The following is a 12,110-nucleotide window of genomic DNA, read 5'->3' as shown; positions in this document are numbered from 1 at the left end:
GTTGTCCTTCAGTCAATCTACTGGAGAATGCAGTAGATTATCTTATAGGCAAATGATTTAATTATCTCAAAGACAATAGGTTAGATGACATAATCGGACATCCGAGGGGTGAGCCGGGGGGCAAGCCAGGGGGCATACCGGTGGGCAACCCAGGGGCTTGCCGAGAGGACCGCAGATTAGACCACCGAAAGGGTCAAGCAAACCACTCAAAACTTCAGTGTTTTTACCATTCTGGCAAATACCAAATTTTCAATTTTTCCTAAAGGATTCTATTTTAGGGTAAAATTGATTTACTTGAGTGTTCTGAAAAATTGCTCCGGTGCTAACTGAAAACAAAATAAGAGCAATAGTTAATAAGTTCAGTATGGAAAATATTAATCCTTGACTTTTTCTGAGGTCTCTATCTATAGAGGTAAGTTTTTATTTGTTTCCTAAATCCACAAGATGAACAGAACAAGAGATACAAGGGTCATAAGCCCGAACAATCATCTCTAAAATCAATTCTAAGTTCTCGGTCTCTTTACCTCGACCATTACCCAGTAAATTCTGGACTGCGACCCGCAGATGATTTTCAATTGCATCTAAGTTTTGAGTAGTAGGAATAACCATATTAGCATTGGTTACAAATCCCCGGTTAACTTCATAATAATGGTAAAGAGTTCCCCGTGGAGCTTCGACTGCACCAACATCTTTGCCGGTTTTGGTTGGTGGTTCTTTAATTGCGGTCTCGGTTTTTAAGGTCGGCTCGCGTTTTATAAGTTCATCGACTATCTTAGGAATTTCTTCTAAACAGAATAAGATTTCAATTGCCTGGGCTAAATTCGCATATAATGGGTTTCGTATCCAACTTAGACTATAACAGCGCTTAAAACAATTTGCTGCTTTGCCGTGAAGTCTTTCTCCTAAAAGGTTCATTCTTGCCAAAGCACCCACGACAAACGGTTTATCATTATACCGGCATCTTTTGGCAGTAGAATGTGCGACAATGCGCTCATTAGTTAATTCTTTATATCTTTCTATTGGATGTTCTTCTCCAGTTGAAATTAAGACCGAATTGCCGACAAAACCATATTTCTCTGTAGGCGGTTTTAAGCACATAAAGACCATACCATCTTCCATTGAAGTCGGATAATGCAAATTGCGCATTAACTCGACCAATTCTTCTGCATCCGGAATTAGGGCTTCGCTTTGTTGTTTAAGGTCTAACAATTGCTGACGAGAAGGCACTGCGCCAAATCCACCAACCGTAGCATTTTCGCCATGGGTCCAGCGTCCCGTTACAACTTCCATAACATAATTACCGAACTTTTTTAGTTTTAATGCTTTTAAGACCTGAGGACCAAATTTATCCACCATCGCAATTGCTGATGGGTAGCCGACAAAATCCGGTAGTGCCAAAACAAAGGCATGTAAAGCATGACTCTCAACCATTTCTCCATAATGCATCAGGGTTCTTAATAAATTAGTGCTTTTAGTCTCATTTATATCTAACGCCCGTTCTAAAGCTCTAATTGCCGCATAACGATGAGATACCGAACATATGGCACATATTCTTGGAACAATATTGACAACTTCACTTGGCGTCTTATTGACAACTAAAGTTTCAAAAAGTCTCGGTCCTTCAGGAATATTTAATTTTACATTTTTTAGTTTGCCTCTTTGAACCTCAACTAAAACATTGCCATGGCCCTCAACTCGTGCCAGGGCCGGTATTCGAATTTGATTGGTTTTACTGGGTTTTTCCATAATCTAAAGCCTTAAGATTGCGGTTTTTTACTTGATTTCAACTTGAGGTTTTTAATAAATTTCGTTCCCCCAAAAATTCGTAATTTCCGTTCAATATCAGGAAGATTAAAGCCTTTTTCTTTAAGCAAATTAAATTCTGAAGTCAAATTGCCTTCATCCGCAGGACCAAAACAACCAACGCAAGGTAAATTTACGGTCGGACACCGAGCTTTACAACCAGCCGAGGTTATTGGACCTAAACACATAATATCTTTTAAGAGCAGACATTCATTTTCATGCCACTTACACTCAATACAGACCGGCGTCTTGGGAAAATCGACCGGCAATCCTTTGATTAATCGGGCATAGTTATAAAGAAACAAGTCAGCATCTATCGGACAACCGGGAATATAAAAATCAACGGGCACAAACGCATCCGCCGGTTGCGACTCAAAGGCTTGAACAATGGAAAACGGCTTTGTGCCGTATACTTTTTGAAAACGCTTTTGCCAATTACCTTTTCCATATTCCATTGCCTGAAGGCCACCGTAACAAGAACATGTGCCTAAACAGACAAGTTTTTTGGTTCGGGCTCTCAATTCTTTAAGAAATTCTTCCTGTTCATTAGTAGTAATTGAGCCATCAATAAAAGCAATATCTAACTCTTTTTCCATATTATCACTTTTTGCCATCAAAAACGAGACAACTTCTGTGGCAGTAAAGATATCAAGCAAACTATCCTCACAATTGATAATTGTCAAAAGACAACCTGCACAACCAGAGAAATTATAAAATCCAACCTTCAGTTTATTCGTTTCCATAATAGTCTAAATATTTTTCCTCATAATTTTTTAGATTAAATCTTTCATATGTAATACATCCCAATAGGAAAAAACCGGACCATCAACGCAGGTATAGATTGAGCCGATGACGCAATGGCCACACTTGCCCACACCACAATGCATTCTTCTTTCTAAGGTCATTAGAATCTGATGTTTGGGGATTCCCAATTTAATAATCTCATTAATCACAAATTTATACATTACGGGTGGACCACAGACCGTAGCATAAGTATTTTCTGGGTTAATGTCTTTTAAGTGCTTAAACAAAGTAGTGACAACGCCGATATGTTCAGTCCATCGGCCAGTATCATCTTTATCCACTGTTAATAAACAATAAAGGTCATCGCGGGCTTTTAATTCCATAAATTCCCGACGAAAGAGCATTTCCGCTGGTCGTCGGGCACCGTATAAGAAGTAAATTTTGCCAAAGCGGTCACGGTTATCTAAAGTATAGAGCAAAAGCGACCGAAGGGGTACTGCTCCTAAACCACCAACAACAATAATTAAATCTTTGTTTTCAAATTTATCAATCGGAAAACCATTACCAAAAGGTCCACGCACACCAATAATTTCATTTTCTTTGAGTTTGAACAATTGTTCGGTAATGATTCCAACTTTTCGGATGCCGAATTCTAATAGCCCTGGTCTCGACGGTGTGGATGAGATGGAGAATGGCGCTTCGCCAACTCCGGCTAAAGATATCATCATAAACTGACCCGGCAGATAGTTTAAATGGAGGGCGCGTTCCATTTCCAATGGCCGGACTTGGAAAAATCGAACATCCTCAATAAGGTCATATCGGCGCACAATTCGCATTGGTTCAGGTAAATATATGTTCTGATTCATACTTGTCTTCTAAGTTAATTCAATATTTTGCTTCATATTTATCTATTAATTTAATTCCTTATCATTAATCTAAGCGTTTTGCCCAAAATTCTTCTGACTACATTTTTTATTTATTCTCCGTCTTTTCTGTGCGCTCGTTGGCATTTTTCGAAAATCCTCGTTATTCTTTAACACTCAAAAAAGTTTTTGATGCAATCGGTCGACCTTTCAGTTCTTTGACTACGGTCTTAACATTAATATCAACCGGGCAGGTATCAATACATCTTCCACAACCAACACAAGCCGCCTTGCCGAATTCGGTAATGAATGCCTTCAATTTATGGGTATACCATAAGCGAACCCGTTGCGAGCGGTCTTCACGAAAATTATGACCACCGGCAACTAAAGCAAACGGTTTAAACATACAAGAATCCCAATTGCGCATCCGCCGGCCATTTTTCTGGTTTGGCCTTATCTGGTCGGTGACATTATAGCAAGGACAAGTCGGACATACCATTGAGCAAGCACCACACGACAAACATTTTTCACCCAGTTTATTCCAAATCGGACTTTCGTAATTTAACTCCATAATATCCGGCATCGCAGTTAAATCTAAATTGAGTTTGTATTGCGCATCCCGCCAAGCACGCCATTCCATATATCGCCTTAAATCTTTTTCTTTAATATTTTCATCGAACAAATCTAATCTCAACCGAACTAAATCATCCCCCAGTGATGAACCAACCCAAACCAAATAAAAGTCATCTAAATCATTAAACGCTAAATCGAAACCCGATTCCACATAATGAGTATTAGTTGATTTGGCAAAACATTTCTCATCCGGCACACAAGATAACCCTAAAATTGCGGTTTTGCGTCGGCGTTCTTGGTAAAACGGGTCAGGAAATCTTTCTAAAAAGAACTTATCTAAAATTAATAAACCGTGAATTTCGCACGGATGCACTCCAAATACAACTCGCCGGGGAATATTTTCTAATTCCGGCTTATAATCACTGCCACTAAAAGTAAAAGTATCAAATTGCGGTGGCACTAAGAACTTCTTAACCGGCAGAATTGTCCGGACCATTCTTAAATCAAGTTTATCTAAGTCATCTAAATGACCATAAATAAACTTTTCGCCCTTACGAACCGGACCGTAAATCTCTCCAAACTGGCGTAAGGACTGAAGGTAACTATTTAAATTTTTCTTTTGTAATTTTAATACTTTCATTAAAATTCCTATAAAAAATAAATTTACTTTGAGACATCATAACAAAAATTTAAAGAGATGTCAAGGTCTTTAATTTAGTGCAAGTATTTCAGAAGTTAGAAGCAAATAAGACCAATAAGCAGTATTGCTAATTATGGGAGTTGTGCTCAGATAGTGTATACAGTTTTTAACAAATATAACCAACAATGGAAGACAAAACGCTTATGGCAGGGAAAAAAGAATTTACACAAAATCCTTGACACTACCAATTAAAAAGTATCTAAATTCTTCAAAAACAAAAAAATGCATTTAACCTGACATCAACACATATCTGACGATAGTAAAATTATTAATAGCAATAACCTTACCATCAATACCATTAAGCATTCTGATAATCAATAAGCAAAATTATATTTTGCTGTTTTCACTTCTATACATCTTGACATTTTATAAAAATTAAGTATATTCTTAATGAGTAATGTTAATTAACCTGATAATGAAATATCAAATTTTATTTAATTTATTTTTATTAATTAGGTAATCCGAAATCAATATGACGATGAAAGAAAATCGCGAAGATATTGTCAAAGTATATATTGAAGATGAAGTAAAGCGGTCTTATTTAGACTATGCGATGTCGGTAATAATCGGTCGGGCATTACCTGATGTGCGCGATGGTCTTAAACCCGCCCAAAGACGCATTCTCTATGCAATGAATGAATTAGGCTTAACCCATAACCGACCATTCAAAAAATCAGCCACTGTCGTTGGTGAAGTATTAGGCAAATACCATCCCCATGGCGATTTAGCAGTTTATGAGACATTAGTGCGGATGGCACAAGACTTCTCTCTGCGCTATCCTTTAATTGAAGGCCAAGGCAACTTTGGCTCAATTGATGGTGACGCTCCTGCTGCCTACCGCTATACCGAAGCACGACTTTCAGAACTTGCCGAGGAATTACTTCGGGATTTAGAAAAAGATACTGTCGACTTTGTCCCTAATTTCGACGGCCGGCTGAAAGAACCTCGTGTATTACCTGCGGCATTTCCCAATCTTTTAGCCAACGGCGCATCCGGCATCGCAGTTGGCATGGCTACAAATATTCCACCCCATAATTTATCCGAACTGATCGACGGATTAGTGGCTTTGATTGATGACCCTGAACTTGATAGTGTCGATTTAATGAAATATATTCAAGGACCAGACTTTCCTACTGGCGGCGTGATTGTGGGTAAAGAAGGTATTACTGAAGCATATAAGACAGGCCGGGGTAAAATCGTTGTCCGCGGTAAAGTCCGAATTGAAGAAGGCAAAGGCGGCAAAGATAAAATTATCATTACAGAAATTCCTTACCAAGTCAATAAGACCGCGCTAATTGAACGCATTGCCCTTTTAGTCCGAGAAAAAAAGATTTCCGATGTCTCGGACTTACGAGATGAGTCGGACCGCGACGGAATGAGAATTGTTTTAGAATTAAAACGCGATGCCAATCCAGAAATTGTTATTAACCAGTTATATAAATTCACACCGTTACAAGAAACCTTCGGCGTCATTCTTTTAGTCTTAGTCGATAATGTTCCTAAGACACTCAATCTCAAAGAGTTATGTCAGCAATTCTTGGATTTTCGTTATGAGGTGGTTCAGAGACGCACGAAATTTGAACTTAAACAAGCCGAAGATCGAGCACATATTTTAGAGGGTCTAAAGATTGCCTTAAATCATATTGATAAGATTATCGCGCTAATCAAATCATCGAAAGACCCAGAAATTGCAAAACAAGAACTAATGCGCCGATTTAAACTTACTGAAATCCAAGCCCAGGCAATCTTAGATATGAAACTGGCACGACTGACTAATCTTGAGCAGAAAAAGATTAATGAAGAATATCTTGAGTTGATTAAAACCATTGCTCGGTTGAAAAATATCCTGTCTTCCAAGCGGGCAACAATGGCATTAATTAAAGATGAATTACTCGCTCTGAAAAAACGCTTTGGTGATTCCCGAAAAACCGATATTACTAAGGGCAAAGTAGAAGAACTGAATATTGAAGATTTGATTGCAGAAGAAGATGTCTGTGTAATTATTACGCACCGTGGATACATCAAACGAATGCCGATTTCAGCATACCGACGCCAAAATCGTGGTGGTGTTGGTAGAACCGGGGTCGAAGTATCGGAAACTGATTTTGTTGAAGGCATCATAACCGCTAAAACCTTAGATTATATCCTTTTCTTTACTAATAAAGGAAAATGTTACTGGCTCAAGGTATTTGAAATTCCTGAAGGCACCTATCAAGCCAAAGGAAGGCCGATTGTTAATCTTTTAGAATTAGAAAAAGATGAACGCATAACTTCCTATCTTCCTGTGCGCGAATTCAATAAAAATCAGAATATCTTTATGGTAACAGAACAGGGAACTGTAAAAAAGACTTCCTTAGAAGAATTTTCCAATCCCCGGAAAAAAGGAATTATTGCAATTAATTTAGAACCAAATGACCAGTTAATTGACACCTTTATTACTTCTGGTAAAGATGAAATTATGCTTGTGACAAAAAACGGTCAAGCCCTCAAATTTTCCGAAAAAGATGTCCGGCAAATGGGGCGAAACGCTGCTGGTGTTAGAGGCATAAAACTTGATAAAAAAGATGCGGTAATTGACGGCAGTACAGTAAAGCAAGGTCAATCCCTTTTAATTGTTACAACCAAAGGTTATGGTAAACGATGTGATTACAAAGCATTTCCCATTCGACGACGAGGTGGCAAAGGCGTCATCGCCGGTAAGATTACTGAAAAATCCGGCGAACTGATTTGTGCCAAAGCAGTATCAGAAAAAGACGAAGCAATCGTTATTACGAAGAATGGAACAGTGCTAAGACTAAAACTGGCCGATGTCCGTGAACAGGGAAGAGCCACAATTGGTGTTAAGTTAATTCAGATTAAAGAAGACGACTATGTTGTTGATGTCGCACCGATTCCCCAAGAATAATTAAGTGAATTTCCTACTATATCCCATAATCTTACATTCTGAACTTATGTATAACATCACGCTTTTAATAAATCTCTATCTTTGATGACAAAGAAAAAAGTAACCCATACTAATTCAAAAAGGAAAACGCGCATAATGACTCAGCGCATTTCTTGGGATGAGTATTTTCTCAAGATTGCTGATACTGTTGCTGAACGGTCAACTTGTTTACGCCGAAAAGTCGGCGCAGTGTTGGTTTCTGAGAAAAGGATTTTAGCCACAGGTTATAATGGTGCCCCAAGAAATTTAACCCATTGCTCAGAAATTGGCTGCTTGCGAAAACAATTAAACATCAAACCTGCGGAACGGATTGAAATCTGCCGCGGTATTCATGCCGAGCAGAACGCTTTGGTCCAAGCAGCATATTTTGGGTTACCTGTGGCTGGAGCGACAGTCTATTCAACTCACTTTCCCTGTATCACTTGTGCCAAAATGTTAATCAATGCCGGGATTAAAAGAATCGTAGTTAGAAAATTATATCCCGATGAATTAGCCCAAAAGATGTTATCTGAGGCTAAGGTCTTAGTAGAGATAGTGAAATAAACACCAACAATTAAGATAACGGCGACTATCTTAAAGAATCTAAAGTTTAAGAAGTAAACCAATCAGGCAGTTTCCGTTTTCACTCGCTCCAGGTATTTTTCTGTCTCAACCTCTATTCGGATGATATCGCCGGATTTTATAAATTGAGGAACTAATACCTCTAGACCGTTTTCTAACTGTGCCGGTTTATATGCAGCATCTGTTTCACCCTTAACGCCAGCACCTGTAGAAATTACTTTTAAATCAACAGTTTTCGGAATAATTACATGAACTGGTTGTTCTTCGTAAAACTCAATCCTTAATTTTATCCCAGGGGTAATAAACTTAACAAAATTACCAAGTAACGATTTATTAATGGGATATTGCTCATAACTTATCGGATGCATAAAATAATAGTCATCGCCATCTTGATAGATAAATTCCATTGGTATCGACGCTAACTCAATATCCTCAAGCCGGTCTTCAGGGTGAAATCTTCTTTCGGTAAAACTGCCTGTAGTAATATTTTTGAGTTTCAGATGCACCAGACTTCCCATTTTTGCTGTGCCTGCCTTATATTCCGCAGTAATGACCTTATAAAGATTTCCTTCTAATCTTATTGTCATCCCATTACGAACATCCGAAGCGATAATCATAATGATTTAAGATACTGATAAAATAAATAATGTCAAGTCTGAAAAGGAAGACTCCTAAAAATTTCAAAATTGCGAAAAGAACAACAATCTAAAAATATTAATGCCATCCCGACTGACTACAAACTACATCATGTTATCTGTCAACTTTTCTATAGCGACTATAGAAGACATCTCCAACAGTACAGTTATTAGCAGGTCAAATTGGCTTTTTGCTATACTTGCCAAACCTTAACAAGCGATGTTGATTTTCTGAAATGGAATTAATTTAGTAGAACGCTCTGAAAAGAATCAGGAAAAAAACTTGCAACTCTCCTCCGTCTCGGAGAAACTACTGAAAAGAAAAAAAATATTAAGCATGTTCAATTTATTCAAAATAAGAATTGACCTTTTCTGGGTTTTCTTTAAAACAGCCTTGACAATTTGATTAATATCTGTAGACAAAGAATTAAATTTTCTAATCTATTGTCCAAAGAATAAACGGAATGACAAACCAAAGGAATATTCGGCTGGCTAATTAGAGATAACTGAGAGGATACCTTTTTAGACTACTGATTGAAATAAATTACTAAGAAATTTATTATGACAATAAAAAAGTTCATTTTTAGATTTGAGTCTTTTTAATATATGAAAATTAATAAAAGTAAATTAAGTCTATTTGATTGGCCGTGGACCAAAGATTGCAGTTCCAATTCTAATCATATTAGAACCTTCTTCAATTGCTACTTCAAAATCTGAACTCATTCCCATTGAAAGATAAGGCAATTTTATCTTAAATTCTTGCTCGACTTTCTCTCTTAGTTCATAAAGTAATCTAAAACATGGCCGGGATTTTTCTTTGTCTTCAATGGCTAATCCTGGTCCCAGGGTCATTAACCCTAAAATTTTTAGATGTTTTAATGGTAAAATCTGATTGATTAGTTTAATTAACTCTTCTGGTTTAACGCCAAATTTAGTCTCTTCTTGGGAAGTGTTCACTTCAATTAAAACCGGCATTTCCTTTGAGATAAATGAAGCACGCTTTTCGATTTCTTGGGCTAAATGGAGCGAATCGACACTTTGTATCATTGAAAATATTTCTAAGGTTTTTTTTACTTTATTGGTTTGCAAATGCCCGATTAGATGCCATTCGACCGTGCGCTGAATTTTAGGGAATTTTTCTAATGCTTCCTGCACTCGGTTTTCTCCGATGATATTTATCGGGATCGAATCTGAATCTTGTCTACTGATATCGATTGCCATCTCTATTAATTCCGCGGATATATTTTTAGTTACCGCTACTAAAGTAATATCACTAATTGTTCGTTTACTTTTAGCAGAGACCGAATCAAGTCTTAATCTTAAGTTTCTAAGGTTTTCTAAGATCACGGAGCGCATTGAGGTTAACTCTCTAATATTCTAATATCGCCATTATTCAAATTAAAAGAAAGCGAAAGCAAGCATCTCACAATGAAAGACATTAAAAACTTATATTACTTCTTTACCAATTAATCTTGCGACCGCTACGGTCAATTGATTTGTAAGGTCTGTAAGCGAAATCTTATCATCTGGATAGATAGGTTCGCCAATTATAAAATGTTTTTTATGGAAAAAACTTTTAATTATTTTCCATAAGTTCCAAGAGGGAAAAACTTCGTCTTTGGTTCTAATTCCAATAGGCACAATTGGAACTTTAGCATTCGAACTTAAATAGGCTGGTCCTAAATGGAACCGTTTTATGCGATTAGGTATTCGGTCCCGATTAGGAAAAATACCAATAGGAATACCCTGAGATAAAAAACCTTGCGCTTGTTTAAGTCCACGTTTTGTGCCCGGAAACATTCCTAACACCTTAGTAAAAGCAGCAAAAAGGACTATTACTTTTCGATTAGTCAAAAACACCGGCTTTTTGCCATATTTTTTTATCCAAGTATATAATTGGAGCACAAGCAATATCGGGTCGTATGGACTAACATGATTGGCTGCAATTATACACGGTGGTGACGGTAGATTTTCTAATCCAGAGATTGAACCCAATTGATGACCAAATATTAATTTAGAAATATACTCTAATCCGTAATAGACCATATTAAGTCAAATCGAAAAAACACATACAAAATATACTCTATTTTTTAGCCGACATTTTAAGTAAATTAAAACTTTTAATGAGCCACAGCAAAGACAGATGGTTAGTTATTGAGTTGTTAATTGTACTTTGAACCGAAAACTAGATGTCGATACTACCATAATTATATGCAGGGATTGGCGTGAAAAGAATATCAATACATTAGCGAAGTAAGATTTCAAAATTAATGTTAGTTGTGATGCTAATCAACCCCAAAGGACATAAAATGTCGAATCGTGAAAAACGGAATGCAGACAGCGGTTAGCGAATTTTACCAGCGGTAATGAGCAAATGCCCGGTTGGCTTCAGCCATTTTATGGGTATCTTCTTTCTTTTTAATTGCTGCTCCCTGATTTTTAGAAGCATCAATAAGTTCGTTAGCTAGTCGTTCTGCCATGCGATATTCGGGTCGTTCTCTTGCGGCTCGAATAATCCATTTAATGGCTAAGGTTTCCTGCCGATTCGGAGGTACCTCCATTGGAATTTGATAGGTAGCACCACCAACTCGTCTCGGTCTAACTTCTAAGACTGGTTTTACATTATTAAGGGCTTTTTGAAATAACGCAAAACCGTCTTCTTTTGTTTTCTGCTCAATTATCGCCATCGCTTCGTAGAAAATTTTATAACCGACTGTCTTCTTACCCTCCCAGAATAAATTATTTACAAATCTGGTCACTAAAACCGAATTGTATTTTGGGTCAGGTTTTAAGGGTCGGGCTATTGCCTTTTTCTTTCGTCCCATAATTATGCTCCTGTTTGTCCTGAAGCTTTAGGTCTTTTGGCGCCATATAGTGAGCGTCCTTGTCTTCTATTCTCTACACCGGCCGCATCAAGTACACCACGAATTACATGATAACGGACACCAGGCAAATCCTTTACCCGGCCACCGCGAACCAAAACAATCGAATGTTCTTGAAGATTATGTCCTTCACCAGGAATATAGACCGTGATTTCGTGACCATTGGTTAAACGGACTTTACAGACTTTTCTTAAAGCCGAATTTGGTTTTTTCGGAGTTGTCGTATAGACACGAGTGCAGACACCACGTTTTTGTGGATTGCCTTCTAAGGCTGGAGATTTCGAGACCTTTTTAACTGGTTTTCGCTTTTTGCGAATTAATTGATTAATAGTTGGCATTTACTTTGTTTCCTCCATCCAAAATTATATTTGTCAATATACTCATAAATAACTATTATATGATTTC

At 37.5% G+C, this 12,110-nt stretch carries 12 protein-coding genes; 2 read left to right on the top strand and 10 right to left on the bottom strand.

The genetic code is table 11. From position 1 onward, the window contains the following. Window positions 1-66: 66 nt before the first annotated feature. The 5 genes from N2201_02735 to N2201_02715 all read right to left on the bottom strand — a co-directional run bounded on the left by N2201_02735 (window position 67) and on the right by N2201_02715 (window position 4,623). Window positions 67-210, bottom strand: a complete 144-nt coding sequence (locus N2201_02735; protein MCX7785130.1) for a hypothetical protein — start codon at window positions 208-210, stop codon at window positions 67-69. 210 nt (window positions 211-420) lie between these two features. Continuing rightward, window positions 421-1,746: a Ni/Fe hydrogenase subunit alpha gene (locus N2201_02730; GenBank protein MCX7785129.1), complete on the bottom strand. Its 1,326-nt coding sequence runs from the start codon at window positions 1,744-1,746 to the stop codon at window positions 421-423. 11 nt (window positions 1,747-1,757) lie between these two features. Next, a complete protein-coding gene (locus N2201_02725; GenBank protein MCX7785128.1) occupies window positions 1,758-2,546 on the bottom strand; it encodes a hypothetical protein in 789 nt (262 codons plus the stop codon). Window positions 2,547-2,576: 30 nt separating this feature from the next. Next, window positions 2,577-3,413 carry an FAD/NAD(P)-binding protein gene (locus tag N2201_02720; GenBank protein MCX7785127.1) on the bottom strand — a complete coding sequence of 279 codons (837 nt, stop codon included), beginning with the start codon at window positions 3,411-3,413 and terminating at the stop codon, window positions 2,577-2,579. 160 nt (window positions 3,414-3,573) lie between these two features. Beyond that, window positions 3,574-4,623, bottom strand: coding sequence for a 4Fe-4S dicluster domain-containing protein (locus tag N2201_02715; GenBank protein MCX7785126.1), 1,050 nt, complete (start codon window positions 4,621-4,623; stop codon window positions 3,574-3,576). Window positions 4,624-5,161: 538 nt separating this feature from the next. On the opposite strand from N2201_02715, the gene gyrA reads away from it, so the two are divergent. Further along, on the top strand, window positions 5,162-7,588 hold the full coding sequence (gyrA, locus tag N2201_02710; GenBank protein MCX7785125.1) for a DNA gyrase subunit A: 2,427 nt from the start codon (window positions 5,162-5,164) through the stop codon (window positions 7,586-7,588). Window positions 7,589-7,672: 84 nt separating this feature from the next. Then, window positions 7,673-8,170, top strand: a complete 498-nt coding sequence (locus N2201_02705) for a cytidine/deoxycytidylate deaminase family protein (GenBank protein MCX7785124.1) — start codon at window positions 7,673-7,675, stop codon at window positions 8,168-8,170. A 62-nt stretch (window positions 8,171-8,232) separates the two neighbouring features. Here the strand turns inward: N2201_02705 and N2201_02700 are convergent, their stop codons facing one another. From N2201_02700 to rpsL, 5 genes are all read right to left on the bottom strand, one after another. Continuing rightward, window positions 8,233-8,805, bottom strand: coding sequence for an elongation factor P (locus N2201_02700; GenBank protein ID MCX7785123.1), 573 nt, complete (start codon window positions 8,803-8,805; stop codon window positions 8,233-8,235). Between the two features lie 651 nt (window positions 8,806-9,456). Continuing rightward, on the bottom strand, window positions 9,457-10,179 hold the full coding sequence (locus N2201_02695) for a YggS family pyridoxal phosphate-dependent enzyme (GenBank protein MCX7785122.1): 723 nt from the start codon (window positions 10,177-10,179) through the stop codon (window positions 9,457-9,459). Between the two features lie 90 nt (window positions 10,180-10,269). Then, complete coding sequence (locus N2201_02690; GenBank protein ID MCX7785121.1) at window positions 10,270-10,869, bottom strand: 1-acyl-sn-glycerol-3-phosphate acyltransferase; 600 nt, start codon at window positions 10,867-10,869, stop codon at window positions 10,270-10,272. 308 nt (window positions 10,870-11,177) lie between these two features. Continuing rightward, window positions 11,178-11,648 carry a 30S ribosomal protein S7 gene (gene rpsG, locus N2201_02685; GenBank protein ID MCX7785120.1) on the bottom strand — a complete coding sequence of 157 codons (471 nt, stop codon included), beginning with the start codon at window positions 11,646-11,648 and terminating at the stop codon, window positions 11,178-11,180. A 2-nt stretch (window positions 11,649-11,650) separates the two neighbouring features. Then, window positions 11,651-12,043 (bottom strand): 30S ribosomal protein S12, encoded by a 393-nt coding sequence (rpsL, locus tag N2201_02680; GenBank protein ID MCX7785119.1) that lies wholly within the window; start codon window positions 12,041-12,043, stop codon window positions 11,651-11,653. Window positions 12,044-12,110: the final 67 nt, after the last annotated feature.

The organism is candidate division WOR-3 bacterium (assembly GCA_026418155.1).
Classification (GTDB): Bacteria; Hydrothermota; Tepidihabitantia; order Tepidihabitantales; family CAIPLT01; genus JAOABV01.
The sequence above is the reverse complement of the archived record's forward strand: the minus strand, read 5'-3'. Positions and strand labels throughout refer to the sequence as shown.

Excerpts from the sequence above, each read along its gene's own strand:
- N2201_02720 (MCX7785127.1), bottom strand. The coding sequence starts at position 3,413 with ATGAATCAGAACATATATTTACCTGAACCAATGCGAATTGTGCGCCGA.
- rpsG (MCX7785120.1), bottom strand. The coding sequence starts at position 11,648 with ATGGGACGAAAGAAAAAGGCAATAGCCCGACCCTTAAAACCTGACCCA.
- gyrA (MCX7785125.1), top strand. The coding sequence starts at position 5,162 with ATGAAAGAAAATCGCGAAGATATTGTCAAAGTATATATTGAAGATGAA.
- N2201_02705 (MCX7785124.1), top strand. The coding sequence starts at position 7,673 with ATGACAAAGAAAAAAGTAACCCATACTAATTCAAAAAGGAAAACGCGC.
- N2201_02690 (MCX7785121.1), bottom strand. The coding sequence starts at position 10,869 with ATGGTCTATTACGGATTAGAGTATATTTCTAAATTAATATTTGGTCAT.
- rpsL (MCX7785119.1), bottom strand. The coding sequence starts at position 12,043 with ATGCCAACTATTAATCAATTAATTCGCAAAAAGCGAAAACCAGTTAAA.
- N2201_02700 (MCX7785123.1), bottom strand. The coding sequence starts at position 8,805 with ATGATTATCGCTTCGGATGTTCGTAATGGGATGACAATAAGATTAGAA.
- N2201_02730 (MCX7785129.1), bottom strand. The coding sequence starts at position 1,746 with ATGGAAAAACCCAGTAAAACCAATCAAATTCGAATACCGGCCCTGGCA.
- N2201_02725 (MCX7785128.1), bottom strand. The coding sequence starts at position 2,546 with ATGGAAACGAATAAACTGAAGGTTGGATTTTATAATTTCTCTGGTTGT.
- N2201_02715 (MCX7785126.1), bottom strand. The coding sequence starts at position 4,623 with ATGAAAGTATTAAAATTACAAAAGAAAAATTTAAATAGTTACCTTCAG.
- N2201_02695 (MCX7785122.1), bottom strand. The coding sequence starts at position 10,179 with ATGCGCTCCGTGATCTTAGAAAACCTTAGAAACTTAAGATTAAGACTT.